The sequence below is a fragment of the Umezawaea sp. genome (genome assembly GCF_057122925.1).
The window spans coordinates 34586-60549 of the sequence record NZ_DBNGPQ010000153.1; the positions used below are offsets into that span (position 1 = coordinate 34586).

21 protein-coding genes are annotated in these 25964 nt (G+C 70.4%); 8 read left to right on the forward strand and 13 right to left on the reverse strand.

The genetic code is table 11. The features are described from left to right. Positions 1 to 7 precede the first annotated feature (7 nt). From AC156L_RS34375 to AC156L_RS34405, 7 genes are all read right to left on the reverse strand, one after another. Complete coding sequence (locus tag AC156L_RS34375; RefSeq protein ID WP_330882078.1) at positions 8 to 2185, reverse strand: hypothetical protein; 2178 nt, start codon at positions 2183 to 2185, stop codon at positions 8 to 10. Next, positions 2186 to 2947 (reverse strand): amino acid ABC transporter ATP-binding protein, encoded by a 762-nt coding sequence (locus tag AC156L_RS34380; protein WP_330882076.1) that lies wholly within the window; start codon positions 2945 to 2947, stop codon positions 2186 to 2188. It abuts the gene before it with no gap. Then, on the reverse strand, positions 2944 to 3771 hold the full coding sequence (locus AC156L_RS34385) for an amino acid ABC transporter permease (protein ID WP_330882074.1): 828 nt from the start codon (positions 3769 to 3771) through the stop codon (positions 2944 to 2946). The genes AC156L_RS34380 and AC156L_RS34385 overlap by 4 nt, the downstream gene beginning before the upstream one ends. Positions 3772 to 3847: 76 nt before the next feature. Next, positions 3848 to 4666, reverse strand: coding sequence for a transporter substrate-binding domain-containing protein (locus tag AC156L_RS34390; protein ID WP_330882072.1), 819 nt, complete (start codon positions 4664 to 4666; stop codon positions 3848 to 3850). A gap of 206 nt (positions 4667 to 4872) precedes the next feature. After that, positions 4873 to 7533, reverse strand: coding sequence for an MGH1-like glycoside hydrolase domain-containing protein (locus AC156L_RS34395; protein WP_330882070.1), 2661 nt, complete (start codon positions 7531 to 7533; stop codon positions 4873 to 4875). 91 nt (positions 7534 to 7624) lie between these two features. Continuing rightward, entirely contained in the window at positions 7625 to 9052 is a 1428-nt protein-coding gene (locus tag AC156L_RS34400) for a M20/M25/M40 family metallo-hydrolase (RefSeq protein ID WP_330882130.1), read from the reverse strand. Positions 9053 to 9072: 20 nt separating this feature from the next. Beyond that, positions 9073 to 12096 carry a glycosyl hydrolase family 95 catalytic domain-containing protein gene (locus tag AC156L_RS34405; RefSeq protein WP_330882069.1) on the reverse strand — a complete coding sequence of 1008 codons (3024 nt, stop codon included), beginning with the start codon at positions 12094 to 12096 and terminating at the stop codon, positions 9073 to 9075. Between the two features lie 565 nt (positions 12097 to 12661). On the opposite strand from AC156L_RS34405, the gene pdhA reads away from it, so the two are divergent. The 4 genes from pdhA (at position 12662) to AC156L_RS34425 (ending at position 17293) form a co-directional block, all read left to right on the forward strand. Beyond that, complete coding sequence (gene pdhA / locus AC156L_RS34410) at positions 12662 to 13858, forward strand: pyruvate dehydrogenase (acetyl-transferring) E1 component subunit alpha (protein WP_484407622.1); 1197 nt, start codon at positions 12662 to 12664, stop codon at positions 13856 to 13858. Continuing rightward, positions 13858 to 14883: an alpha-ketoacid dehydrogenase subunit beta gene (locus AC156L_RS34415; RefSeq protein WP_330878685.1), complete on the forward strand. Its 1026-nt coding sequence runs from the start codon at positions 13858 to 13860 to the stop codon at positions 14881 to 14883. The genes pdhA and AC156L_RS34415 overlap by 1 nt, the downstream gene beginning before the upstream one ends. Positions 14884 to 14896: 13 nt before the next feature. After that, positions 14897 to 16261, forward strand: a complete 1365-nt coding sequence (locus AC156L_RS34420; RefSeq protein WP_330878686.1) for a dihydrolipoamide acetyltransferase family protein — start codon at positions 14897 to 14899, stop codon at positions 16259 to 16261. 99 nt (positions 16262 to 16360) lie between these two features. Beyond that, entirely contained in the window at positions 16361 to 17293 is a 933-nt protein-coding gene (locus tag AC156L_RS34425) for a MerR family transcriptional regulator (protein WP_330878687.1), read from the forward strand. On the opposite strand, the gene AC156L_RS34430 is transcribed toward AC156L_RS34425, so the two are convergent. Next, positions 17283 to 17672, reverse strand: a complete 390-nt coding sequence (locus AC156L_RS34430) for a VOC family protein (protein WP_330878688.1) — start codon at positions 17670 to 17672, stop codon at positions 17283 to 17285. The two genes, AC156L_RS34425 and AC156L_RS34430, sit on opposite strands and share 11 nt — an antisense overlap. A gap of 61 nt (positions 17673 to 17733) precedes the next feature. On the opposite strand from AC156L_RS34430, the gene AC156L_RS34435 reads away from it, so the two are divergent. Together AC156L_RS34435 and AC156L_RS34440 are read left to right on the forward strand one after the other, a co-directional pair. Further along, positions 17734 to 18129, forward strand: a complete 396-nt coding sequence (locus tag AC156L_RS34435; RefSeq protein WP_330878689.1) for a hypothetical protein — start codon at positions 17734 to 17736, stop codon at positions 18127 to 18129. A 179-nt stretch (positions 18130 to 18308) separates the two neighbouring features. Further along, a complete protein-coding gene (locus tag AC156L_RS34440; RefSeq protein WP_330878690.1) occupies positions 18309 to 18770 on the forward strand; it encodes a hypothetical protein in 462 nt (153 codons plus the stop codon). A gap of 904 nt (positions 18771 to 19674) precedes the next feature. On the opposite strand, the gene AC156L_RS34445 is transcribed toward AC156L_RS34440, so the two are convergent. Then, positions 19675 to 20889: an acyl-CoA dehydrogenase family protein gene (locus AC156L_RS34445; RefSeq protein WP_330878691.1), complete on the reverse strand. Its 1215-nt coding sequence runs from the start codon at positions 20887 to 20889 to the stop codon at positions 19675 to 19677. Positions 20890 to 20904: 15 nt separating this feature from the next. After that, positions 20905 to 21555 carry an SCP2 sterol-binding domain-containing protein gene (locus AC156L_RS34450; protein WP_330878692.1) on the reverse strand — a complete coding sequence of 217 codons (651 nt, stop codon included), beginning with the start codon at positions 21553 to 21555 and terminating at the stop codon, positions 20905 to 20907. Between the two features lie 96 nt (positions 21556 to 21651). Here AC156L_RS34450 and AC156L_RS34455 point away from each other — a divergent pair, with 96 nt between their 5' ends. Then, positions 21652 to 22314: a TetR/AcrR family transcriptional regulator gene (locus AC156L_RS34455; protein WP_330878693.1), complete on the forward strand. Its 663-nt coding sequence runs from the start codon at positions 21652 to 21654 to the stop codon at positions 22312 to 22314. Here AC156L_RS34455 and AC156L_RS34460 read toward each other — a convergent pair whose 3' ends face one another. After that, positions 22315 to 22869, reverse strand: a complete 555-nt coding sequence (locus AC156L_RS34460) for a TetR/AcrR family transcriptional regulator (RefSeq protein ID WP_330878694.1) — start codon at positions 22867 to 22869, stop codon at positions 22315 to 22317. A gap of 88 nt (positions 22870 to 22957) precedes the next feature. On the opposite strand from AC156L_RS34460, the gene AC156L_RS34465 reads away from it, so the two are divergent. Beyond that, on the forward strand, positions 22958 to 23869 hold the full coding sequence (locus tag AC156L_RS34465; RefSeq protein ID WP_330878695.1) for an SDR family oxidoreductase: 912 nt from the start codon (positions 22958 to 22960) through the stop codon (positions 23867 to 23869). Here AC156L_RS34465 and AC156L_RS34470 read toward each other — a convergent pair. Further along, positions 23857 to 24657: a MaoC family dehydratase gene (locus AC156L_RS34470; RefSeq protein ID WP_330878696.1), complete on the reverse strand. Its 801-nt coding sequence runs from the start codon at positions 24655 to 24657 to the stop codon at positions 23857 to 23859. The genes AC156L_RS34465 and AC156L_RS34470 overlap by 13 nt on opposite strands. After that, positions 24657 to 25955 carry a 3-oxoacyl-ACP reductase gene (locus AC156L_RS34475; protein ID WP_484407624.1) on the reverse strand — a complete coding sequence of 433 codons (1299 nt, stop codon included), beginning with the start codon at positions 25953 to 25955 and terminating at the stop codon, positions 24657 to 24659. The genes AC156L_RS34470 and AC156L_RS34475 overlap by 1 nt, the downstream gene beginning before the upstream one ends. Positions 25956 to 25964: the final 9 nt, after the last annotated feature.

Genomic DNA, 25964 nt, shown 5'->3' on the forward strand with positions numbered 1-25964 from the left:
TGTGCCGTCAGCGCTTCAGCATTCTTGTCAGGCCCGCCGCGACTGTTGTTGCCAGGGTCCAGCCGCTGACTATCAGGGCTGAGGCTATCCACTGGGCCGCGCCCGGTGTCTGCCAGCGGTTCTTGTTGCCGAAGTCGACGATGGGGACCACCAGGTCGATGGTGAAGAGCCACGGGTTCCACTGGAGGGTGTCGTCGGAGTTGATGACCGTTAGTGGTGGGCCCACGGCGAAGTAGGCGCTGCCCAGGATCCAGGAGACGACCAGCCAACCCAGTGCGCGGCCAGGGCGGTAGCCGTAGCCGACCATCCAGCGTTGCAGCCAGCTCCACAGCAGCACCAGTGGGCCGACCAGCCTGGTGCCCTCCGCCACGGCCTTGTACCTCAGGCGCTGCTTTTCCATGAGGACCGTTGACGCGTGTTCGTCGTTGCCGCTGGCGCGCAGCAGTTCCGCCAGCTGGTCGTAGGGGCCTGGGCGGTAGCGGTGGCGCATTGCCTGGCGGAGCCAGCGGAGCCTCCTGAGCACCGACTCGTCGTCGCGCAGGTCGATGGAGTGGCGGAGCGAGTCGTAGCGGAAGCCCTCCAGGTCTATGCGGCCCGTGGCGCTCCAGAAGGTTTCGTTGTCCTCCAAGGAGGTGCAGCCCGCGCCGCGCAGGGTGACCTTGCCCTTGGGTGGGCTCACCACCGTCAGCACGAGTTCCGGTGCCTGCATGCCCAGGGCGTTGAGGGCGTGGCTGTCGAGCTTGTCTCCCAGCACGGCGCCCGCGAAGTTCGCGGTGCGGCCGATCTGGGCGCGTCTGGTGCGGACGCCGCCGTGTGCGACGAACTCCTTGGTCCCCTTGGCGCAGATGAGGTCGCGGCCGACGGTGGCGCCGCCGATGTCCACCGAGGCCTTCTCACCGGGCTGGTGGCGGTACTTGCCCGGCTGGATGAGCCTGCTGCCGCGCAGGTCCAGGTTCGCCCCGATGTGGACCGCCCGCAGTTCCAGCACGCCTGCCACGTTGGCCTCGCGGGCGCTGAAGTTGCTGCCGACGTGGCAGCGGTTGGCGAGCACGGTGTCGGCGCGCGGGTTGTCCAGCGTCGAGGCGTCCAGCACGAGGCTGCCCCTGATGGTCGCGTCGACCATGCGGAACTGGCCCTTCATGGTCAGTTCGCGCGCGGTGACGTCGCCGCCGATCTGCGCGCCGTCGAGGTGGACGGCCCGGCCGCGGCCCACGGGGTCGGTGTTGCCGCCCGGTGGTCTGACCGCGTCCAGCTTCGCGCCGGACAGCGAGAGCGTGCCGCCGACGGTGGCGTTCAGCATCCGCAGCGTGCCAGCGCTGGTGAAGCCGCGGTCCAGTTCCACGTCACCGCTCACGGTGATCCGGTCCAGCACCAGCGAGGCGTGCGGGTCGGCGTGCGGGTCCACCAGGTCCGGCTCGGTGCGGTCGGCGCCCGCGTGCAGGGCCGCGCGGCGCATGGTGAACGCCGAGCTGATCGTCGCGTTCGGCAGCATCACGGTGCCGTGCGCGGTGAAGTGCTGGTCGGTCTCGGCCCACACCCCGCACAGCAGGTTGCCGCCGACCTGCATCCCGTTGCCGTTCAACGAGAAGCCGGTCGGGTTGTGCAGCACCGCGCCGCTGAAGTTGCAGTTGCCGCTGACCTGCGCTCCCGCGACCCTGACCTCGCCCTCGGTGCGGATCCCGTACGCCAGCAGCGCTCCCGCGACCTTCATCCGGTCCGCGTGCAGCGCCAGTTCACCGGGCACGCGCAACGTGCAGGTGCGCAGCAGCACCGATCCCGCGATGTCGGAGTCGGTGAGGTCGACCGGGCCCACCACGGTGCAGCCGTCGAGCGCCACGTCGTTGGCGCTGGTCAGGTTGCGGCCCGCGAGGCCGGGCAGCCAGCACTGCCGGAAGTCGATGCCCGCCAGCTTGCTCTGCCGCAGGTCCGGTGGCTGCTCGAACCGGCAGCGCTCGAACTCCAGCAGGTAGTTCAGCTCCACCGCCCGCAGGTCGAGCACGCCGGTGAGGAAGCGGTCCACGATCCGGATCACCGGCGGTGCGCTGGCCTTCCGCCGGGGCAACCGCCAGTTGCCCGTCGCGTCCGGCTCGCCGACGCCGCGCAGGACGTCGGCCGCGGGCATCCGGAAGGACCGCGCCGGGCTGGGGTCGAAGACGTCCAGCCCGCGCGCGCCGCTTTCCGCCATCTAGTCGGCTTTGTCCTGGTGCGTCGGGTTCAACACCCTGGCCAGGAACGACTTCGTGCGCTCGTGCTGGGGGTCGCCGATGACCTGCTCGGCCAGCCCCTCCTCGACCACGTACCCGCCGTCCATGAACAGCACCTTGTCCGCCACCTCGCGGGCGAACTGCATCTCGTGCGTCACGACGAGCATGGTCATGCCCTCTTCGGCGAGCTGCCGCATGACGCCCAGCACGTCGCCGACCAGCTCCGGGTCCAGCGCCGAGGTCGGCTCGTCGAACAGCATCACCTCGGGGTCCATCGACAGCGCCCGCGCGATGGCGACGCGCTGCTGCTGGCCGCCGGAGAGCTGCGCGGGCATCGCGTGCGCCTTCTCGCTCAGCCCGACGCGCTCCAGGTTGCGCAGCGCCACCTCCTCCGCGTCGGCCTGGCTGCGCTTGAGCACCTTGCGCTGCGCCACGGTCAGGTTGTTCAGGACGGTGAGGTGCGCGAACAGGTTGAACGACTGGAAGACCATGCCGATCCTGGTGCGGGCCGCGTCGATGTCGACGTCGGGGTCCGTCAGCTCGACGCCGTTCACGACGATCTTGCCGCCGGTCGGCTCCTCCAGGAGGTTCACGCAGCGCAGCAGCGTGGACTTGCCGGAACCGGACGGGCCGATGATGCAGATGACCTCACCGCTGTCGACGCGCACGTCGATGCCCTTGAGCACCTCCAGCGGTCCGAAGGCCTTCTTCAGGCCGGTGATCTCGACTGCCAGCTCGGTCATGCGGACGCCCCCACACCACTCGCCTCGGGTGAACTGCTGATCTTGCGGCCGCCGGTGCGCTTCTCCAGCCTCCTGGACAGGTGGCCGAGCGGCAGCGTGATGATCAGGTAGCAGAGACCGGCGATCATGATCGGGGTCATGCCCCGGTACTCGTTCATGGCCTGCCTGCCGAACTGCGTCAGCTCGCGCTCGTCGATCGCGAGGCCGATCACGTAGATCAGCGACGAGTCCTTCGTCAGCATGATCAGCTCGTTGGTCAGCGGCGGCAGGATGATGCGGAACGCCTGCGGGATCACCACGGTGATCATCGCGCGGGCGGAGGACATGCCCAGCGAGCGGGCGGCCTCGATCTGGCCCTTCGGCACGGCCTGGATGCCCGCGCGGATCGTCTCGGCCATGTACGCGGCGGCGACGATGCCCAGCGCGAGCATCACCGTCGTCAGGTTGTCGAACCGGACCTGGAACGCGATGGGCACGCCGTAGCCGAACGCGATGAACACGAGCAGGGCGGGGACCCCGCGGAAGAACTCGATGTAGACGGTGGCGATCCACCGGTAGGGCGCGACCGACGACAGCTTCATCAGCGCCAGGACCAGGCCGAGCGCGAGGCCGAACACGAAGCCGAGCGCCGAGTAGACGATCGTGTTGCGCAGCGAGTCGACGATGATGGTGGGGAAGAGCTTGACCGCGACCTCGGGGTCGAAGAAGGCCCGCTGGACCTTGCCCCAGTCGGCGACGAGTGCGATGACGATGATCGCGATCACCAGGAGGCCGTACTGGACACCGCGGAAGGCCTTCGCCCGTTGCCGCTTGGAGAGTGCCATGGGAGTTCCTCGCGAGAGTGGAGACGGGGACAAAACGGCGGGGCCGGTGCGTGCGCACCGGCCCCGCGTCAGACGGCTACTTCGATGCCGGCTTCTTGCCGAACCACTTCTCGTAGATCTTGTCGTACTCGCCGCTGTCCTTCGCCTTCTTCAGCGATTCGTTGATCTTGGCGGCCAGCGGGCTGCCCTTCTTGACGCCGATGCCGTACTTCTCACCGGTGGGGAACTCGGTGGTGACCTCGGTGTCCGCGTTCTTCTTCGCGTAGTCGTACAGCACGCCGTTGTCGTTGATCGCGGCGTCGACCTGGCCGGTCTGCACGGCGGTCAGTTCGAGGGCGAGGTCCTCGAACTCGATGACGGTGTAGCCGTTGGCCGCCGCGTTCGCGTCCAGGTAGTCCTTGCCGGTCGTCGACGCCTGGCCACCGACCTTCTTGCCCTTGAGGTCGGCGAGCGACTTGATGCCCGCGCCCTTCTTCACCAGCAGGGCCTGCTCGGCGTCGAAGTAGGGGTCGGAGAAGTCGAAGTTCTGCTTGCGCGCGTCCGTGATCGTCATGCCCGCTGCCGCGAGGTCGCACTTGTTCGTGTTCAGGTCCTCGCCCGACTGGATTCCCTCGAACGGGGTGTCCACGATCGTCTGGGTGAGGCCGAGGTCCTTCGCGACGAGGTCGACCAGGTCGACGTCGAAACCGACCGTCTTGTCGCCCTCGCGGAACTGGAACGGCTCGTACGGCAGGTGCGTGCAGGTCGTGAGCTTGCCGGACTCGACGACGGCGATGCCGCTGTCGCCCGCGGTGCCGGTCGTCTGCGTGCTCGTGGCACAGCCCGCGGCCGCGACGACGGCGAGCCCCAGTGCGGGAAGCAGGGCGAACACCTGGTTGCTTGTTCGACGGGCCACTGAGGTCACTCCTCGTAACTGAGTTGGTCGAGTGTTCGGGATACTGCCACTTGGGTGACAACCTGGACAGCACGTGCGTGTTACATCCCGTTCGCGTTGCCGAATCGAGCGTCACACTCCTGTTCGGCCGAATGTCGTACACGCGATCGGGTCACATCACACCGCACGAGCACGCAGCGCGCACGTTCTGAACCGATTCTTGCTGGTCACGGATGGAGCAATCCCGCTACCAGTGCTGTCCAGCCCGTTTGGTGCGTGGCGCCCAGCCCCTCACCCGTGTCGCCGTCGAAGTACTCGCTGAACGTGATGTGCTCGCGCCACAGCGGTGAGTCCGTCGACTCGACCCGCTTGCCGTCCGCGGGCCTGCGGCCGTCGTGGTCGGGCAGGAACAGCGACACCAGCCGCCGCGCCAGCTCGTCGGCGGCCTGACCCGCTGTGACCTCGCGTTCCGACCTCGTGGGCAGCTCGACGCGGAACCGGCCGTCGTGGAACGAGTCGAGCGTCCGCAGCGACTCGACCAGCAGCGCGTTGGTGGGGAACCACACCGGGCCGCGCCAGTTCGAGTTGCCGCCGAACATCGGCGTGCGGGACTCGCCGGGCTCGTAGCCGATCCGGTGCTGCTGGTCGGCGACGTGCACCTCCATGCCCTCGCGGTGCGCGACCGACATCGAGCGGATGCCGTGCGGCGACAGGAACTCGCCCTCGTCCAGCATCCGCGCCAGCACGAGCCGCAGCTTCCGGTCGTCGAGCAGCGACAGCAGGTTGCGGCGGCCGTCCGGCCGGTCCTGCCAGGTCAGGAACTGCACCAGTTCCGGCCTGCGCGTCATCAGGTGGTCCAGCCGCCGGGTGAAGCTCGGCAGCTCCTCGAACACCCACGGCTCCAGCACGGCCGACGCCAGCAGCGGGATGAGGCCCACCATCGACCGCACCCGCACCGGCTGCGACTCCACCGTGCCGTCGGCGAGCCTGCGCGACACCACGTCGTAGCAGAACCCGTCCGCCTCGTCCCAGATCCCGCCGCCACCCGAGCCGAACTGGGTCGACGCCTCGGCGATGCCGAGGAAGTGCTCGACGAACTTCGTCGCCACGTCCTCGTACGACTCGTCGTGCCGCGCCAGCTCCAGCGCGATCTGCATCAGGTGCAGGCTGTAGGCGGCCATCCACGACGTGGCGTCGGACTGCTCCAGCCGCCACGCGCCCAGCATCGGCTCGGACCGGTTGACCGGCCCGATGTTGTCCATGCCGAGGAAGCCGCCCTCGAACAGGTAGCTGCCGTCGGCGTCCTTGCGGTTGACCCACCAGGAGAAGTTCAGCAGCAGCTTGTGGAAGATCTTCGCCAGGAACTTCCGGTCCGGCACCTCCTCCGCCCGGTACACCTGGAGCGCCGCCCACGCGTGCACGGGCGGGTTGACGTCGCCGAACTCCCACTCGTAGGCCGGGAGCTGGCCGTTCGGGTGCATCAGCCACTCGCGGCACAGCAGCAGGAGCTGCTCCTTCGCGAACGCCGGGTCGACCATCGCGAACGGCACGGTGTGGAACGCGAGGTCCCACGCCGCGAACCACGGGTACTCCCACTCGTCCGGCATGGAGATCACGTCGGCGCAGTCGAAGTGCCGCCAGTGCGTGTTGCGCGCGGCGGGCGACTTGCGCGAGCCGGGCGCGGCCGGTTGCGCGGGGTCGCCGTCCAACCACTCCCTGGTGCGGAAGCGGTAGTGCTGCTTCGTCCACATCAGACCCGCGAGCGCGCGCCGGGCGACGGCGGCCCTCTGCGGGTCCGCGTCGGGCATCAGGTCGTGGTGGAACTCGTCGGCCTCGGCCCTGCGGGCGTCCACGGTGGACCGGAACGTCGGCCCGAACGCGTCCTGGTGCCCGTCCCCCTCGACCAGCCGCAGCCGGATCGACGCGGTCCCGCCGGGCTCGACGGCGTCGAACGAGTACCAGGCGGCGGCCTTCGTGCCGGGGTCCGAGGTCCCGTCCACGACCTGGCACGAGGTCGGGTTGCCGCCGACGACGTGCTGGTCGATGCCGTCCTTCGTGTACTCGGTCGGGTTCTGCCCGGCGCCGAACAGCGCCACGTCGTTCGTCTCGTTGTCGGTGACCAGCAGTGACGGCGCGCCCTCGACGTGCAGCGTGTACCGCCCGAGCTTCCCGTGCTCGGCGGTGACCCGGTGCCACCCGTCGGCGGTGGACGCGACCAGCGACGGCCGCCGCTCGTCCCGCCCCCACGCCCACGTGTTGCGGAACCAGAGCTGCGGCAGCAGGTGCAGCGGGGCCGCGTCCGGCCCGTGGTTGGTCGCGGTGACCTCGACGCACACGTCCGTCGGCCCGGCCTTGGCGTAGCTCACGACGACGTCGAAGAACCGGTTCTCGTCCAGGGCACCGGTGTCGGACAGCTCGGGCTCACGGGACTCGCGGCCCGCGCCCGCGGCCAGTTCCCGCAGCTCGGCGTAGGGGAACTCGGTCTGCGGGTAGCGGTACAGCACCTGCATCCACGAGTGCGTGGGCGTGCCGTCGGTCACCCACCAGTACTCCTTGGCGTCCTCTCCGTGGTTGCCCTCGTTGTTGGTGAGCCCGAAGTACCGCTCCTTCAGGATCGGGTCCGCGCCGTTCCACAGCGCCAACCCGAGGTTGAGGAACCCGTGCACGTCGCAGATCCCCGCGATGCCGTCCTCACCCCACCGGTAGGCACGGGCCCGCGCGTGGTCGAACGGGAATGACGTCCAGGCGTCACCTGATGCGGAGTAGTCCTCGCGGACCGTGCCCCACTGGCGTCCGGCCAGGTAGGGGCCCCACAGGCGCCAGGGCGCATCGGGTGGGTCCGACTCGGCGAGCCTCAGCCGTTCGGTCCTCTGCCGTTGCTCGTTCACCGGACCAGTGTGCGGCATCGATCCAGAGGGGCCGGTCACCTCGGTGCCGCGGGTGTCGGACGGGGCCGTGCGGCCCCGTCCGGCACGGGGGTCAGCCCTGCCTGGAGTGCGCGTCCAGCACCAGCGCGACGGCCTCCGTGACCTTCCTCGCCTGGTCCAGGTGCAGCGACTCGTCCGGCACGTGGCAGTTCGAGTCCGGGCCGACGGCACCGGTGACCAGGAACTGGGCCCGCGGGTACGCCTCGTGCAGCAGGCCCATGAACGGGATGGAGCCGCCGAGCGCGACGGTCCGCCACGGGCTGCCGAAGACGTCCTGCGCGGCCCGGTCGAGGCTGTCGCGCAGCCACGGCGCCAGGTCGGGGGCGTTCCAGCCGCTCGCGGACTCGACCCGGCTCAGCTCCACGGTCGCGCCGTACGGCACGTCGGACGTGAGCAGCTTCTTCACCGCGTCGAGCGCCACGGCGGCGTCGACGGTCGGGGGCAGGCGGAAGCTGAGCATCAGCGTCGTGAACGGCCGCAGCACGTTGCCCGCGTCGTCCAGCGGGGGCAGGCCTGCGGCGCCGGTGACGGACAGCGTGGGCCGCCAGCCGCCGTTGAGGGCGAGTTCGACCTCGTCCTCGTCGACCGCCGTGGTGCCGCCCGCGAACGGGACGGTCGCGGTCAGCGAGCCGGGCACGGCGGCGACGGCCTCGCGCACCTCGTCCACCCGGTTGGCGGGGACGTCGCCGTGCATCTCGCGCACCAGCACCTCGCCGGTGGTGGAGTCCTCGACGCGGTCGAGCAGCTGCCGGGCGATCCGGAACGAGCTGGGCACGATGCCGCTGGCCATGCCGGAGTGCAGGCCGCTCTCCAGCACGCGCACGGTCAGGCCGACCTGCACGAGGCCGCGCAGCGACGTGGTCAGCCACATCCGCTCGTAGTCGTTGCCGCCGGAGTCGAGGCAGACGACCAGCGACACGTCGCCGAGCTTGTCGCCCAGGTGCTCCAGGTAGGCGGGCAGGTCGGGGCTGCCGGACTCCTCGCTGGTCTCCAGCAGCACGATGCACCGGCCGTGCGCGCCACCGGCCGCGTGCACGGCCTCCAGCGCGGCGATGGCGGCGTACCCGGCGTAGCCGTCGTCGGCCGCGCCCCGCCCGTAGAGCCGACCGTCCTTGACGACCGGCGTCCACGGGCCGAGGCCGGGCGACCAGTCGGCCACCGGGGGCTGCTTGTCGAGGTGGCCGTAGAGGACGGTCGTGCCCTCCACGCTGCTGCCGCTCGCGGGCACGTCCACGAGCAGCAGCGGCGCGTGGCCGGGCAGCTCGTGCACCTCGGTGGTCAGTCCGGGCAGGTCGCGGGTGGTGATCCACGCCCGGACGTGCTCGATGGCGGCCGCGAGGTGCCCGTTCTCCGCCCACCGGGAGTCGAAGATCGGTGAGATCGCGGGTACGGCCACCAGTTCGGACAGGCTCGGGAGGATGTCGTCATCCCACAGCCCTCGGACGGTACGGGTCAGCGTTGAACGGTCCACGCTCCCGATCCTGTCACGAGCGGTGCAGGTCAGCCGAAGGCGATCGACCTCCAGTTCGGGACGTCGCCCGCCGCGAGCGCCCTGGGCAGGACGGCCATCCGGTCGACCGCGCCGGTGAGCCGCTGCCCGCCGTCCTGGTCGGCGCCGAACCGCAGCTCCCTGGTCGCGCACGCGTTGATCCCGCTGGCCGCGACCTGCGCGGTCGCCGCCTGCCGCCCGTCGAGGTAGACGGTGACCGTCCCGTCGAGCAGCGTGACCACGATGTCGACATAACGACCTGTCGGCACGACCGCGGCCGTCGTCACCCCCGTGCCCGCCCCGATGAACCGCACCTGGTTGGTCGGCGTGAGGTCGATCAGCACCCCGTCGGTGCCGGGGTCGCCGGAGGGCTGGAAGTCGAACAGCCGCCGGTAGGTGCCGGACGTGGTGGCCTTCACCTCCGCCGCGAACGTGGCCCTCGGCAGTCGTCCGAGCGCGGTCGGCTGGCTACGCAGGTACCGGGTGCCGTCGAGCAGCAGCGCCGTGCCGGTCGGGCCTTCGGCGCCGTACGCCGCCCCGGCCTGCACGGTGGCGTGCCGGGCGTTGCGGGACCGGTCGGTAACGGTGTTACCGGATTGCGGGTCCCACGCGACCACGGCCGTGTCCGCCGCGGGCTCGCCGCACCCGCTCGTGGCCGCGTACCGGTGGCCTGCCTGCGCGGTGAACGTGACCGAGTCGCCGTTCGCCGTCACCGGCACGGTCTGCCCGGTCGTGGCGTCCACCAGCCGGTAGCCCTGCCGGAACAGGCCGTTCCGGACGGTCAGCGGCCCGTCCTTCGAGGCGGTCACCCCGATCTCGGTCGCCGAACCGCCGGACCAGCGGACGTCGACCGTCGTGCCGCCGCGCGCCCTGAGCCCGGCGTACGAGCCGCTCGGCCACGACGACGGCAGCGCGGGCAGCACGTGCACGACCCCGTTCTGGCTCTGGAGCAGCATCTCCGCCACGCCGGAGGTCGCCCCGAAGTTGCCGTCGATCTGGAACGGCGGGTGCGTGTCCCACAGGTTCGCCAGCGTGCTGCCGGTGAGCTGCTCGGACAGCATCTTGTGCGCGTGGTCGCCGTCCAGCAGCCGCGCCCAGAAGTTGATCTTCCACGCCTTGCTCCAGCCGGTGCCCCCGTCACCGCGCGCGGTCAGCGAGACCTTGGCGGCGTTGGTCAGCGCCGTGGTGGTCAGCTGGTTGCCGGGGAAGAGCCCGAACAGGTGCGACACGTGCCGGTGCGTGTCGGTGGGGCTGTCCCAGTCCTCCTTCCACTCCTGCAACTGGCCCCACGAGCCGATCCGCGTGCCGGGGTCGAGCCTGGTCAGCACCTGCCGCACCTCCTCGCCGAACGCCGCGTCGCCCACGAGGCCCGCCGAGCCGACGACGGTGGTGAACAGGTTCCAGACGATCTGCTGCGACATCGCCGCGCCCGCCGAGAAGTCGCCGTTCTCCGGCGAGTAGCTGGGCGTCACGACCAGCTTGCCGTCACGAGGGTCGACCCTCAGCTCGTCCAGCCAGAACTGGGCCAGCGACTTCAGCACCGGGTAGGCGCGGTCGCGCAGGAACGCCTGGTCGCCGGTGAACAGGTAGTGCTCGTAGTAGTGTTGCGCGAGCCACGCCCCCGCCTCGGGGAACCAGAACGACTGCGCGTAGTTGTGCACACCGGTGAAGCCGTAGGGGTTGGTCTCGTTGTGCACCACCCAGCCGCGGTTGCCGAACATCTCCCGCGCGGTCACGGCGCCGGGCTCGCGCATCTCGTCGACGTAGTCGAACAGCGGCGCGGTGGTCTCGGACAGGTTCGTCGTCTCCGCGGGCCAGTAGTTCATCTGGAGGTTGATGTTCACGTGGTAGTCCGCGTCCCAGGGCGGTGACGTGCTGTTGTTCCACACCCCCTGGAGGTTCGCGGGCAGGGACCCGGCGCGGGACGACGAGATCAGCAGGTACCGGCCGTACTGGAAGTACAGGACCTCCAGCGCCCGCTTGATCGCGGGCGCGGCGGTCGCGTAGCCGGCGAGCAGGTCGTCGGTGGGGATCGTCGGCACCTGCTGGCCGAGGTCGAGCCGGACCCGGTCGAACAGGTTCCGGTAGTCCCGCTCGTGGGCGCTGAGCAGGCCGTTCCAGCCCTTCGCCACGGCCGCGTCGACCGTCGACCCCACCCGCTGGTGCGGGTCGGCGCCGCGGTAGGCGGGGTGGTCGGCGGCGTAGTTCGTCCCCATCGCGAGGACGAGCACGGCGCTGTCCGCGCCCGCCACGGTCACCGAGCCGTCGCCGTTGTCGGTCCGCGACCCGCCCTGGCCGACGACCTGGAGCTGCGACTCGAACTTCAGCCCGTTGTCGTTGAGCGTTCCGGCGAACGTGCTGCGCCCGCCGCTCGCGGTCGTCCGCTTGGACCGGTTGTCCGGCGCGGTGATCGCCGCGGTGAAGCCGACCCGGCCCGGCTGGCTCGCCGAGAGCCGCGCGACCAGCACCCCGTCGGCCGCGCTGGCGAAGTACTCCCTGGTGTAGCGCACGCCGCCCGCGTCGTAGGCGACCGTGGCGACGGCCCGGCCGAGGTCCAGGTCGCGCCGGTAGTTCGTGACGCCGCTCGGTGCGTTCGTGAGCGTGAGACCCAGCTCGCCGAACGTCTGGTAGGAACCGAAACCGCGTTTTGGTTGCCCGAGGGCGGTCGCGACGGCGGACGGCGCGACCCGGCGTTCGCGGTCGATCCGGTCCTGCGCGTCCCTGATGGCGTTCGGGCGCGGACTGGTCCAGTTGCCGAAGTCGTACCCCTGCGTCGAGCCGGGACCGCCGGTCCACAGGGTCTTCTCGTTGAGCTGGATCCGCTCCTTCGCGACGGTGCCGAAGACGCCGCCGCCGAGCGCCCCGTTGCCGATCGGCAGGGATCGGGTTTCCCAGTCCGTGGCGGGCTCGTCGTACCAGAGGGTGAGTGGTCCGGCCGCCGTCGTGCCCACGTCGGGCGCCGCCGCGACGGCCGGGGTGAGTGCGGAGAGCAGGATCGTCACGAGTGCGGGAACGGTTGTGCGCAGGGCGTTCATGCGTCCTCCACCGACCGGGTGCGCGCCGAACGGCGGTGACCGCCGCGTCGACGCATGCAGGTGCTCCCGACGTTAACAAGACATCTGATGTCTGTGTAGCTCACAGCAGGCAATCAGGCTGTATGGCGTATCCGATGAACTAATTAACCGCACTTGGGTGCTACGAACGAACCAAACGCGCGCTCAGAGTGATCGGATGTCTGAGGGGTGGATCTCACCGCGTGGACGATCGGCGCGGTGATCGCCCCACGGCGTGTCCGGAGGGTGGTCAACCGGTTAACGAACGGTAACCGGGACAGTGGTGTTCGGTGACCGAACTTGGTGCTCGGAGGGCAGATGGTCGACCTTCCAACTGTTCTCCCAGTTCAGGGCGCTGGCCTGTGTGTTACGAAGTGGGATGGCACTCACCAAGTCGGGCGGGGCCGTGTCAGGATGTGGATGAGAACCACCGTCAGCGCCGACGGTTGACCGCCGCCCCCACAGGGGCGGAGGCGGCTGGCGGTGCACTGCCGCACACACGTCGCCACAAGCGACCGGGCGGCCTCGTAGACGAGGAGAAGGCGCAATGTCGTCCCCCGAGCAATGGACGCACCCCGAGCCTGCGTCGGCACCCGCCGCGACCGCGGCGAAGCCGACCGCGGAACAGGTGATCGCAGGTTTGCGAGCGACAGACCAAGGTGACGCCAACCTGGTGCAACTGCTGACCCCCGAGGGTGAGCGCGTCCAGCACCCGGACTTCGACATCGACATCACGGCGGAGGAGCTGCGCGGTCTGTACCGCGACATGGTTCTGATCCGCCGCGTCGACCGCGAGGCGAACGCCCTCCAGCGCAAGGGCCAGCTCGGCATCTGGGTGCCGCTGCTCGGTCAGGAGGCGGCGCAGATCGGCGCGGGCCGCGCGATGCGCCCCGACGACATGGCGTTCCCCAGCTACCGCGAGCACGGCATCGCCTGGACCCGCGGCGTGCACCCGACCGAGCTGCTGGGCATCTTCCGCGGCACGGACATGGGGACCTGGGACCCGGTCAAGCACAAGTTCCACCCCTACACGATCGTCATCGGCAACCAGGTCCTGAACGCCGCCGGGTACGCGATGGGCCAGAAGTTCGACGGCCAGGTCGGCGACTCCGACAGCGAGGCGACGATCTGCTTCTTCGGCGACGGCGCCACCAGCCAGGGCGACGTGCACGAGGGCTTCGTGTGGGCCGCCGTCTACGACGCGCCGCTCGTGTTCTTCTGCCAGAACAACCAGTGGGCCATCTCCGAGCCGACCGAGCGCCAGTCGCGCCTCCCGCTCTACCAGCGGGCCCGCGGCTACGGCTTCCCCGGCATCCGGGTCGACGGCAACGACGTCCTCGCCACCCTCGCGGTCACCCGCTGGGCGCTGGAGGAGTGCAGGCAGGGCAACGGCCCGATCCTGATCGAGGCCTTCACCTACCGGATGGACGCGCACACCACGTCCGACGACCCGTCCCGCTACCGGCTCTCCGACGAGCTGGAGCTGTGGAAGCTCAAGGACCCCATCGAGCGGGTCAAGGTGCACCTGGTCAAGCAGCAGTGGGCGGACAGCGCCTTCTTCGAGTCGATCGAGCGGGAGTCCGAGGCGCTGGCGGTCGAGCTGCGCGAGTTCTGCGTCAACATGCCCGACCCGCCACCCGAGCGGATCTTCGCCAACGTGTACGCGGAGGGGAACCCCGTGCTGGAGGCCCAGCGCGACGAGTTCCTCGCCTACGTCGAGGGTTTCGCGGGAGGCGAGCACTGATGGCCGCTCCGACCATGAACCGCGCGGGTTCCGAGTCCGGTGACTCCGCCGTGCAGACGTTGACGATCTCCAAGGCCCTGAACATGGGGCTGCGCGCCGCGATGGAGGCGAACCCGAAGGTCCTCATGATGGGCGAGGACATCGGCAAGCTCGGCGGCGTCTTCCGCATCACCGACGGCCTCCAGAAGGACTTCGGCGAGCAGCGCGTGCTCGACACGCCGCTCGCGGAGTCCGGCATCATCGGCACCGCCGTGGGTCTCGCGATCCGCGGCTACCGGCCGGTGTGCGAGATCCAGTTCGACGGCTTCATCTTCCCCGGCTTCGACCAGATCGTCAGCCAGGTCGCGAAGCTGCACTACCGCACCCAGGGCCGCAACAAGCTGCCCATGGTCATCCGCGTGCCCTTCGGCGGCGGCATCGGCGCCGTGGAGCACCACTCCGAGTCGCCCGAGTCGTACTTCGCGCACACCGCGGGCCTCAAGGTCGTGTCGTGCTCGAACCCGACCGACGCCTACTGGATGATCCAGCAGGCCATCGACTGCGACGACCCGGTGCTGTTCTTCGAACCGAAGCGCCGCTACTACGAGAAGGCGCCGGTCGACACCACCAAGGCGCCCGGTCCGCTGTTCGAGTCGCGCGTCCTGCGCACCGGCACCGCGGCCACGCTGGTCGGCTACGGCCCGATGGTCCGGGTCTGCCTCGACGCGGCCGCGGCCGCCGCCGAGGACGGCACCGAGCTGGAGGTCATCGACCTCCGCACGCTGTCCCCGCTCGACCTGGGCCCGGTGTACGACTCGGTGCGCCGCACCGGCCGCCTGGTCGTCGTCAGCGAGGCGCCCAGCGAGAGCTCCATCACCAGCGAGATCGCGGCGAAGGTCCAGCAGGAGTGCTTCTACTCCCTCCAGGCGCCGGTGCTGCGCGTGACCGGGTTCGACACCCCGTACCCGCCGTCGAAGCTGGAGGAGGAGTTCCTCCCCGACCTCGACCGGGTGCTGCACGCCGTCGACCGCTCACTGGCCTGGTAGGGGGACACTCGTCATGCCGCAGTTCAAGCAGTTCCCCATGCCCGACACGGCGGAGGGACTGACCGAGGCCGAGATCCTGACCTGGAACGTCAAGGTCGGCGACACGGTCGAGGTCAACCAGATCATCGTCGAGATCGAGACGGCCAAGGCCGCGGTCGAGCTGCCGTGCCCGTGGGACGGCGTCGTCACCGAGCTGCTGGCCGAGGTAGGCCAGACGGTGAACGTCGGCGTCCCGATCATCACGATCGACGTCGACCCCTCGGGCGCCGCCGCGCCCGCTCCGGTGGCCGCGGAACCCGCCACCAACGGCACCTCCTCAGGCAAGATCGGCGAGGAGATGCCGGGTGGCCGCATCGCGACCCTGGTCGGCTACGGGCCCCGCGCGGGAGCGGCGAAGCGCCGTGCTCGCAAGGGTTCCGAGCCCGCTCCGGTCGCGGTGACCGCACCCCCGGCCCCCGTGGCACCCCCGGCTCCGGTGGCCGCTCCTCCGGCTCCGGTGGCCCAGCCCGGCGGTTACGTGCCGCTGGCGAAGCCCCCGGTCCGCAAGCTGGCCAAGGACCTCGGCGTCGACCTGCACGCGGTGACCGGCTCCGGCGCGAACGGCGTCATCACCCGCGAAGACGTCGAGCAGGCCGTGGCCGCACCGGTCGCCGAACCCGTGCCCACGGTGGACAACGGCACGCGTGAACGCCGGGTGCAGATCAAGGGCGTCCGCAAGGCGACCGCGCAGGCGATGGTGGACAGCGCGTTCACCGCGCCGCACGTGACCGAGTTCCTCACCATCGACGTCACGCCGATGATGGAACTCCGGGCCCGTCTCAAGACCTCGCCCGCGTTCCGCGACGTGAAGGTCACGCCGCTGACGTTCGCCGCCAAGGCCGTGGTCCTCGCGGCCAGGCGGACCCCGGACGTCAACGCGACCTGGGACGCGGCGGCGGGCGAGATCGTCTACAAGGACTACGTCCACCTCGGCATCGCCGCGGCCACCCCGCGCGGCCTCGTCGTGCCGAAGGTCCGCGACGCGGACCGGATGTCCCTGCGCGAGCTGGCGGTGGCGCTCGACCAGCTGGCCACCACCGCCCGCGACGGCAAGACGTCACCGGCGGACATGATGGGCGGCACGTTCACCATCACCAACGTCGGCGTCTTCGGCGTCGACACCGGCACACCCATCATCAACCCCGGTGAGTCGGCCATCCTCGCCCTCGGCGCCATCCGCGACATGCCGTGGGTCGTCGACGGCCAGGTCGTCCCCCGCAAGGTCTGCCAGCTCGCGCTGAGCTTCGACCACCGCGTGGTCGACGGCCAGCAGGGCTCGCAGTTCCTCGCCGACGTGGGAGCGCTCCTGGCCGACCCGGCCATGGCGATGACCTACTAGCGACCCCACCGGAACGCCGGGAGCGAGCACCACGGCTCCCGGCGTTCCGCGTGTCCGCCGTCATTCGCGGTTGACCCTCCAGTGACTGGAAAGTTCACGATGGATCCCGTGGCGCACTACTCGATCGGTGAACTCGCCAGGCTGACCGGCCTGTCCACGCGGACCATCCGCTTCTACTCCGACGCCGGGCTCATCCCCGTCGCCAGGAGGACGGCGGGCGGCTACCGCTCCTACGACGTGGGCGGGCTGAACCGGCTGAAGCTCCTCCGCACCCTGCGCGACCTCGGCGTCGACCTGCCGACCGCGCAGCGCGTGCTGGAGGACGAGGTGGGGATCACCGAGGTGGCGCGGATCCACGCGGACGCGATCGACGTGCAGATCAAGACCCTGCGGCTGCGCCGCTCGGTCCTGCGCGCCATCGCCAAGGGAGGGGAGATGGAACTCGTGAACGAACTGGCACGGCTGTCCGACGAAGAGCGGCAGCGCATCCTGGACGACTTCTTCGAGGACGTGTTCGGGGGCTACGACCTGGAGCCGGGCTTCGACGCGATGATGCGCTCGGTGCGCGTCGAACTGCCGGACGACCCCAGCACCGAGCAGCTGGAGGCGTGGGTCGAACTGGCGGAACTGGTGCAGGACGAGGACTTCCGGGCGAGCATCCGCCGGATGTCCCAGAGGCACGCCGAACGCAGGGCCACGGGCGAGGACATGGGCGCACCGGGTCCCGAGCAGCTTCGGGCGTTCAACCACTCGGTCGAGCGGGCGCGAGCCGCGCTCGACGCGGGTGTGGCCCCGGAGTCCGCGCGGGCCAAGGAGATCGTCGAGGACGTCAACGCCACGTGGGCCGAGGCGCTCGGCATCCCGAACGACGAGGAGCTGGTCGCGAAGCTGCGGGAGCACGAGTCGTTCGCCGACCCGCGCGCCGAGCACTACTGGCGGCTCATCGCGGTCGTCAACGGGTGGCCCGCGGTGCCGGACACCACGGCGGAACGCGCCTGGCTGCGGGCCGCGGGGGAACCGCTCAGCGGCTGACCAGCTCCCGGACCAGGCAGAAGGGGTGACCGGCCGGATCGGCCATGATCCGCCAGATCCGGCCGTCCTCACCCGCGTCCACCAGCGTCGCGCCCAACGCGACCGCCCCGGCCTGCGCCGCGTCGAGGTCCGCGACCCCGACGTCGAGGTGGAACTGCTGCGGCCGTTCCGGATCGGACCACGCGGGCGCCCGGAAGTCGTCCACGCCCTGGAAGCACAGCACCAGACCCGTGCCGGTGTGCAGGGTCGACCACCGCTCGTCCAGCGACCACCGCCGGTCGGGCCGGTCGACCTCACCACCGAGGAGCGCCCGGTAGAACTCCGCCAGCGCACTGGGGGCGGGGCAGTCCAGCACGACGCACTGCAGGTTGCCGATCACGCCGAACAGGGTAGGGGAACCAGGAACCCGATCACGGCGTTGTTGCATCCGGGGGTGAGCCATGTCGGCGTGGAGGCGGTGGGTCGCGGGCCTCTTCCGCCGCGGGGAACCCGGCCGGAGCGGCACCGTCGCGAGCAGGCTGGCCGAGTTCGAGGCGGGCGGCGAACCCGTCATCGCCGCGGCCGTCCTGGCCGACGGCGTGTGGCGCGAGGGCAGGCTCAAGGCGGGGCGCTACCGCCTGGTGTGGTGGGTGCCGGGCGAGGACGGGGTGCTCGACTTCAGCAGGCGCGACGGCGTCGTGGAGCGCCTGGGCGGTGTCGACGGCGGCAACGGCTGGACCATCGACCCGAACCTGGTGGTCCTGCACTACCGCCGGGGCCCGGAAGTCCTGCACCTCGCCGTGCCCCCGGCCGAACTGGAGCTGGTCGGCCGCATCCTCCCGCTGCCCCAGCGCTGATTGGCCGTTATGTCCTTTTCGGCCACTCCTGTTGAGACGGACCGTTCGGTCTGCCCGCCATCCCGAGGAGTGGTGTTCGCCCTGCGCAGGATGTCATCCGGCGCACCGGCAACGCCGTTCGCGATCGCGTCCGCCAAACCGCGTCGTCTCCCGTCCCCGGCGTTTGAGAGCATGTAGGCGTGGACATCGTGGCGCAGTGGGTGCGAACCGTGTGGACAGAGGACGCGACCGGCGGACCCGCCGCGACCCTGCCGGTCGCCTTCGAGCTACCAGAACTGGCTCCGCTGCTGACCCACGAGGTCACCCAGCAGGAGTGGCACGACTTCGCGCCGAGGTCGACCGTGCACCACGGCCGCCCGGACGAGAACCAGGTCACCCTCCACGAGGAGAACGACCGGATCCGGGTGAACCTCCAGGTCTCCCCCATCGGCCGCCCCTTCAGGGCAAGACGCCCACCGGCGGTCTGGGTCAAGCCGGGCGAGGTGGTCCGCTGGCAGATCAACTACCGCTACTCGGGCCTCACCACGGACGCCTGGATCTACGCCCTGGACACCCTGAACGTGGCCTGCGGCCCGGTCTCGGAGGACGTCTTCCTCGCCACCCCGACCCACCACGTCAACGAACTGGTGAACTTGTTCTAGAACCGGAAAGCCACGGCTCGGGCGTCGTGCCAGCGGACCTGCTGTGATTCCTCTTTTCTCCAGTGGTTCCAGGCGAGAAGGCTCCTGATCGTCAGGATGAACGCGCGGACGAATTCCTGATCGAGATGGAGTCGAACAAGTGCGAAGCGAAATGCGCCGACCCCAGCACCGGAAAGATCAACTTCAAGGTGCGTGCTGAGAGCTGGCTCAAGGGTTGCTCGCCAGATGCTCCCGCGGGGGTGTCTATGAGGAGCTTGCCGAGTACCTGAGCACGAGCTTCGCGCGGCTGACGGGGTCTTCAAGCCTCGGGAGGCGCAACCGGTTATGGCGGGTCGACTTCTGCGGAACTGCACTTTCAGTTCTGTGTCTGACGTTGTCGCTTCACCGTCTTTCGGTGTTGCGGCACGCTCGGAAGACAGTTGGTCCCCACGCTGCCGGTGCGCCGAGTGAGTGAAATTGCAAGGCGCCTGTTGCGCTGCGCAAGTTCAGTGCGATCTAGCGTTCACCAGTCCCGACGGTTGGAGGAAAAATGACCTGGACGTGCTCCAAGTGTCGTCACACCAACTACGACGACGACGCTGCGATCTGCGGTGGTTGTCGTAAGCAGAATCCCGGCCGCAACTCCCGCAACCCCTACACCCCTGATCACCAATCCCAAGGCCGGGTCACGTGTCCGCACTGTGGGTACTCGAACGCCAGTGGGCAGGACAAGACCTGTTACCGATGCGACAAGAAGCTCAGACCTGGAAGTTAGTCAACTCCGCCGAGGACCTGCGTTCTGCGGGTGGGGGCGCAGGTCGGCAGGTTTCGGCCGTCGACGCACCTGAGGAAAGTGGGTGGGGTCCCCAGGCCGAGGAAAACCCCACCCACTCGGACGGCCTCAGGACGGCCTAAGGTGATCAACTCACCTGATATACATCCCGGAGATCGCCCTGGCCACGACCAACCGCTGAATCTCCGACGTCCCCTCGAAGATGGTGAAGATCTTCGCGTCCCGGTGCATCCGCTCCACCGGGTGGTCGCGCGTGTAGCCCGCGCCGCCGAGGATGTGGATGGCGCGTTCCGTGGCCCACACCGACACCTCCCCGGCCTTCAGCTTCGACATCGACCCCTCGCCCGCGGTGAACGGCACGTTGTTCCGCCCCATCCACGCCGCCCGCCACACGAGCATCCGCGCGGCGTCGATCTCCATCCGCATGTTGGCCAGGTCGAACGCGATCGACTGGTTCTCGATGATCTTGCGGCCGAACGCCTCGCGCTCCTTCGCGTACTCCAGCGAGTACTCGTAGGCCGCACGTGCGACCCCGATCGCCATCGCGCCCACGGTCGGACGGGTCGTCTCGAAGGTCGCCATCGCGGCCTGGCCGCCGGACTTCTGGCCCTCACGCGCCCTGGCGAGCCGCGCGTCCAGCTTCTCCTTGCCGCCCAGCAGGCACCGCCCCGGCACGCGGACGTCGTCGAGGAACACGTCGGCCGTGTGCGACGCCCGCATGCCGTGCTTGCGGATCTTCCCCGGACTGGACACGCCCGGTGTCCCCGGTGGGATGACGAACCCGGCCTGCCCGCGTGACCCGAGGGTCGCGTCGACGACGGCGGTCACGACGTGCACGTTGGCGATGCCGCCGTTGGTGGCCCACGCCTTCTGGCCGTTGATCACCCACTCGTCGGTGGCCTCGTCGTAGCGGGCGCGCGTGCGGTAGCCCGCCACGTCCGACCCGGCCTGCGGTTCGGACGCGCAGAACGCGGCCAGCTTCGGGTCGTCCTCGGTGCCGAAGCACTCCGGCACCCACTCGGCCAGCTGTTCGGGTGTGCCGGACGCGAAGATCCCGGCCGCGGCGAGGCCGGTGCCCATGAGGGACAGGGCGATGCCCGCGTCACCCCAGAACAGCTCCTCGGTGGCGATGGGCAGCGACAGGCCGATCGGGTCGGCGAACCACGTGGCCAGCGCCTCGAACCCGTAGAGGCCGATCTTGGCGGCCTCCTGGATGACGGGCCACGGTGTCTCCTCGCGTTCGTCCCACTCGGACGCGGCGGGGCGGATGACGTCCTTGGCGAACCCGTGCACCCAGTCGCGCAGGTCGGTCTGGTCCTCGTTCAGCTCCAGCGAGAAGCCACCCATCGAACTCTTTCCCCCTCAGGCCTTCGGAATGTTGAACAGGCTCATGAACCCGGCGGCGAAGCCCAGGTCCCCCTTGACCTTCAGCTTGCCGGTCATGAACAGCACCGGCGCGGACGCGTTGCCGGTGGCGAGCTTGAGGAACTCGACCGGGCTCAGCGTCACGGCCGCGCGGCCCTCGCGGGTCTCGCCCTTGTTGATCGTGCACGCCGCGTCCTCGATCACGGCCTCGTACGTGTCGACGCCGCTCCCGTCGAAGCCGCCGGTGAGGTGGAAGTGCACGACGGCCCTGGTGGCGCCCGCGCGGTCGCCGCGGAAGTGCGCCTCCATGCGCCGGAACACCTCGTCGAGCACGCGTTCGCGCAGACCCGCCCTGGCCGTGACGGCTTCGATCTGGTCCTTGGAGGCGCGCGAGATGATGCGCGCGAAGTTCTGCGGGTCCATCGCGGCCAGGTCGAGGTTCGCGCCGCCGTCGGCGAGGTCGCCGAGAGCCCCCAGGAGGTCGGCGAACTCGTCCTTGCCCAGCTTCTTCGGGTCGATGCCCCTGGCGATCACGTCGATGTCGACGTCGTTCAACGCCGGGTCCGCGGGGTCGATCTGCTTGAGTGTGCCGATCAGCTCAGCCGGGCTGAGCTTCGCGACCGCCTCGGTGGTGAGGTCGATGGTCATGGACGCCTCCTGTACCTACTGGCCAGTAAATCTACTGGCGAGTAGGTACGCCCGCAAGTCTGCCGAGTAATCTTGTTCCAGCCTTCAGGGGGTGCGATGCACGCAGACCAACCGGTCCGTACCGGTAGAGCCAAACGATTGCCGCGCGCGGTGCGTGAACGCCAGATCATGGACGCCGCCGTGGACGTCTTCTCGCGCCTCGGGTTCCACGCCGCCTCCATGGACGAGATCTCCGAGGTGGCGGGCATCTCCAAGCCCATGCTCTACGCCTACCTCGGCTCGAAGGAGGAGCTGTTCGCGACCTGCATCCGGCGCGAGGCGACGATGATGATCGAGGCGATCGCCACCGGCGTCGAACCGGACCAGCCGCCGGACGTGCAGCTGTGGAGCGGGCTCCGCGCGTTCTTCGGCTTCGTCGGTGAGAACCGGGCGAGCTGGCAGGTCCTCCACCGCCAGGCCAGCTCCCAGGGCGGCCCGTTCGCCGCCGAACTGGCCGAGATGCGCGGCCGGGCGGTCAGCCTGGTCGCCGCGCTGCTCGTCCACAGCTCCCGGAGCGGGGAGGTGCCCAGCACGTCGGAACGGGAGGCGGAAAGCCTCGCCGCGGCACTGGTCGGTGCCGGGGAGTCCCTCGCGGACTGGTGGCTGGACCACCCGGACGAGCCCGCGGGCGTGGTGGCGTCCCGCCTGATGAACCTCGTCTGGATGGGCTTCGGCGACCTCGTCCAGGGCAACGTGTGGCACGCGCCGTCACGCCGCTAGCTAGGCGGTCGGCAACTGCTCGAACGAGTCGCGCACGACGTCGGTGAGGTGCCGGTCCCCCGGTCCGGTCGCCCACCGCTCGAACGCCACCCGGAAGACCGCGACCCCCACCTCGGCCGCGATGCTCGCCGCGTGCTCGTCCGCGCCGCGCCGGCGCAGGCCGTCGGCCAGCGCGCGTGACCACGCGGCGAGCTTGACCAGTTCGCGCTCGCGCAGCTCGGCGTTCGTGCTGATGACCTGCTGCCGCCGCCGCGAGTGGTCGTGGTCGTCGCCGACCGCCTCGGCCACCGCGACGAGCGCGGCCCTCACGACGCCGAGCGGCGCGGTGTCCGCGGGCACGGCGTCGAGCGCCGTGACCAGCCGGTCCTGGACGGCGTCGGTTCCGGCGAACAGGACCTCGCGCTTGTCGGCGAAGTGCCGGAAGAAGGTGCGCGAGGTGAGTCCCGCGCGCTGGGCGATCTCGGCGACGGTCGTCTGGTCGTAGCCGCGTTCGACGTACAGCTCCATCGCCGCCTGTCCCAGCCGTCCGCGCGCGCCCGGCTGCCATCGTCCCATGGGCGGGAGTGTAGCGATGGCACAGTGTGACATCGCCGTGCTAGCGTGATGTCGCAATGTGACATCACTTCGCTCTCTGGAGATTCCCATGCGCGTCTTCGTCACCGGTGCGTCCGGGTGGATCGGCTCCGCGGTCGTGACCGAGCTGCTCACCGCCGGCCACGAGGTCGTCGGCCTCGCCCGTTCCGACCGCTCGGCGGACGCGGTCACCGCGCTCGGCGCCGAGGTCCACCGCGGTTCGCTCGACCACGTCGAGTCGTTGCGGGCGGGTGCCGAGAAGGCCGACGGCGTCGTCCACCTCGGCTACCACCACAACTTCTCGCAGATGGAACTGGCCGCGCAGCTCGACCGGCGCGCGGTCGAGGCGTTCGGCGACGTGCTGGCCGGGACAGGTGGCCCGCTCTTCATCGCCGCGGGCGTGGTCGGGCTCGGCGGTGACCGGCCCGCGACCGAGGCCGATCGCCCCGACCCCTCCCGGCACCCGCGGCTCGTCAACGCGGAGCTGGCGCTGGCGCTGGCCGACCGGGGCGTGCGGTCGGGTGTCGTGCGGTTCGCCCCCACGGTCCACGGCCCCGGCGACCACGGCTTCGTGGCGACGCTCGTCGACCTCGCGCGCCGCTCCGGTTTCGCGGGCTACGTCGAGGACGGCGCGAACCGCTGGCCCGCCGTGCACCGGCTCGACGCGGCGGTGCTCGTCCGGCTCGCGGTCGAGTCGGCCCCCGCGGGCTCCGTGGTGCACGCCGTCGACGAGGAGGGCATCCCGACGCGCGAGATCGCCGAGGCCATCGGCGGGTCCGTCGGCCTCCCGGCCCGGTCGGTGCCCGCTGACCGGGCCGGGGAGCACTTCGGGTGGCTCGCCGGGTTCTTCGGCGCCGACTCCGTCGTCTCCAGCGCCCTCACCCGCGAGGCGCTCGGGTGGAAGCCGGTGCGGCCCGGCCTGCTCGCCGTGATCGACGCGGGCGGCTACGCGGACGTGGTTCCGCACGCTCAGGCGGGCTGAACCGTCCCCGTGAGGTGCGGTTTCCCGGTCCTGGGGTCGTGCAGCGCGAAGCGCGTGCCGTCCGGCGTCGAGGAGAAGTCCACCGTCGCGGGCAGCAGCACCGGCGCCCTGAACCGGACGTCGACCGCGCAGGCGTCCGGTAGTCGCCCCTCGAACGCCGCCAGGCACCTCGCCTTGGTCCACATCCCGTGCGCGATGGCGCGCGGGAAGCCGAAAGCCCTGGCGGCCAACGGGTGCAGGTGGATCGGGTTGCGGTCGCCGGACACCTTCGCGTAGCGCCTGCCGATGTCGCCGGGCACCCGCCACACCGCCGTGGGTGGCGGGGGCTCGGAGGCGGTCCCCGACCCGGATCCGGTACCGCGCTTGAGGTACGTCGAGGTGTCCGTCCACACGGTCTCGCCCGCGACGGCCGCCGTCGTGACGACGTCGAACTGCTGCCCGCGCTCGTGCGGCCGCAGGTTCTCGGTGTGGACGTGCAGCGACAGCGGTTCGGCGGCGGTCACCGGGCGGGACCGGGTGATGCGGTTGCCGACGTGCACCAGACCGGGCAGCGCGAACGGGAACGCGCGCTCGGTCATCAGCTCCAGCTGGAGCCCGAACCCGAGCACGTGCGGGTAGGTGATCGGCACGGTGCCACCGACCCGGAAGCCGCACACCTCGTTGTAGGCGGCCAGGTGCGCCGGGTCGACCACGACCTCGGCGGACCGCGTGGACGACGGCAGCTCGCCGCCGCCGTGCAGGAAACCCGTCAGCCCCGCCTTCGCGTAGAGCAGCGCGAGGTTCGCCATCACGCCCCCAGCAGCATCTGCCCGCACACCCGGACCACGTTGCCGTTGACGCCGGTCGACGCCGGGTGCGCGAGCCAGGCGACGGTCTCCGCCACGTCCACCGGCAGCCCGCCCTGCGACAGGCTGTTCAACCGCCTGCCGACCTCGCGCGTCACCAGCGGCACGCCCGCCGTCATCCTGGTCTCGATGAACCCCGGCGCGACGGCGTTGACGGTGCTCCCTCGCCCGGCCAGCTCGTCCGCCAGCGCTTCCACGACACCGATCACGCCCGCCTTGGACGTGGCGTAGTTCGCCTGCCCCGCGTTGCCCGCGATACCGGCGATCGACGAGACGCCGATGATCCTCCCGTTGCCGCGCAGCGCGTTCGTCCGCAGCAGCACCTCGTTGATCCGCTCCTGGCTCGTCAGGTTGACCGCGATCACGGCGTCCCACCGGGCGGAGTCCATGCGCCCCAACGTCTTGTCCCGCAGCACGCCCGCGTTGTGCACGACGACGTCGACGCCGCCGTGCCGCTGGGTGAGGTGGTCGGCCAGCCGGGTGGGCGCGTCGGGCGCGGTGATGTCCAGCTGGAACGACGACCCGCCGACGCGGTTGGCCACCTCGGACAGGTCACCGCCCTGCGCGGGCACGTCCAGGCACACGACGTGCGCCCCGTCGCGGCCGAGCACCTCGGCGATCGACGCGCCGATGCCCCGTGACGCGCCGGTCACGAGCGCGACCTTGCCCGCCAGCGGACGGTCCCGGTCCGCGGGTTCCTCGACGGCCGCGCGTCCGATGCGGACGACCTGACCGGACACGTACGCGGACTTGGCGGACAGGAGGAACCGCAGGGTCGACTCGACGGCGTCCTCCGCGCCCTCGGCCACGCGGACGAGCTGGACCGTGCCGCCGCGCTTGAGCTCCTTGCCGACGGACCGCGTGAAGCCCTCCAGCGCGCGCTGCGCGACCCCCGTCCCGCCCGCCAGCACGACGACGCGACCGGACGGGCCGAGCGAGCGGATCACCGGGTGGAAGAACTCGTGGACCTCGCGCAGGCGGGCCGTGTCGTCGATGCCGGTCGCGTCGAACACCAGCGCGGCGTACGCCTGGTCGGCCGCGGCCGTGCGGTGGACGTCGACCGACTTCAGGATCGCGGCGACGGGCTCGACCAGCCGTCCGGTGCCGCCGAGCAGCAGCGGCCCGGTGAGCAGCGGCTGTCCCGGCGAGAACCTGCGCAGCGGGTGGGGGTTGGGCAGACCGAGCTTGCCGACGACGAGGCGTCCGACTCCGGACTTGGCGAACCGCTGGTACCGATCCATCTCACACTC

Bases quoted from the DNA above. Each gene is read 5' to 3' on its own strand.
- AC156L_RS34375 (WP_330882078.1), bottom strand. From the start codon at position 2,185: ATGGCGGAAAGCGGCGCGCGCGGGCTGGACGTCTTCGACCCCAGCCCG.
- AC156L_RS34380 (WP_330882076.1), bottom strand. From the start codon at position 2,947: ATGACCGAGCTGGCAGTCGAGATCACCGGCCTGAAGAAGGCCTTCGGA.
- AC156L_RS34385 (WP_330882074.1), bottom strand. From the start codon at position 3,771: ATGGCACTCTCCAAGCGGCAACGGGCGAAGGCCTTCCGCGGTGTCCAG.
- AC156L_RS34405 (WP_330882069.1), bottom strand. From the start codon at position 12,096: ATGAACGCCCTGCGCACAACCGTTCCCGCACTCGTGACGATCCTGCTC.
- pdhA (WP_484407622.1), top strand. From the start codon at position 12,662: ATGTCGTCCCCCGAGCAATGGACGCACCCCGAGCCTGCGTCGGCACCC.
- AC156L_RS34415 (WP_330878685.1), top strand. From the start codon at position 13,858: ATGGCCGCTCCGACCATGAACCGCGCGGGTTCCGAGTCCGGTGACTCC.
- AC156L_RS34420 (WP_330878686.1), top strand. From the start codon at position 14,897: ATGCCGCAGTTCAAGCAGTTCCCCATGCCCGACACGGCGGAGGGACTG.
- AC156L_RS34425 (WP_330878687.1), top strand. From the start codon at position 16,361: ATGGATCCCGTGGCGCACTACTCGATCGGTGAACTCGCCAGGCTGACC.
- AC156L_RS34435 (WP_330878689.1), top strand. From the start codon at position 17,734: ATGTCGGCGTGGAGGCGGTGGGTCGCGGGCCTCTTCCGCCGCGGGGAA.
- AC156L_RS34445 (WP_330878691.1), bottom strand. From the start codon at position 20,889: ATGGGTGGCTTCTCGCTGGAGCTGAACGAGGACCAGACCGACCTGCGC.
- AC156L_RS34450 (WP_330878692.1), bottom strand. From the start codon at position 21,555: ATGACCATCGACCTCACCACCGAGGCGGTCGCGAAGCTCAGCCCGGCT.
- AC156L_RS34455 (WP_330878693.1), top strand. From the start codon at position 21,652: ATGCACGCAGACCAACCGGTCCGTACCGGTAGAGCCAAACGATTGCCG.
- AC156L_RS34460 (WP_330878694.1), bottom strand. From the start codon at position 22,869: ATGGGACGATGGCAGCCGGGCGCGCGCGGACGGCTGGGACAGGCGGCG.
- AC156L_RS34465 (WP_330878695.1), top strand. From the start codon at position 22,958: ATGCGCGTCTTCGTCACCGGTGCGTCCGGGTGGATCGGCTCCGCGGTC.
- AC156L_RS34470 (WP_330878696.1), bottom strand. From the start codon at position 24,657: ATGGCGAACCTCGCGCTGCTCTACGCGAAGGCGGGGCTGACGGGTTTC.
- AC156L_RS34475 (WP_484407624.1), bottom strand. From the start codon at position 25,955: ATGGATCGGTACCAGCGGTTCGCCAAGTCCGGAGTCGGACGCCTCGTC.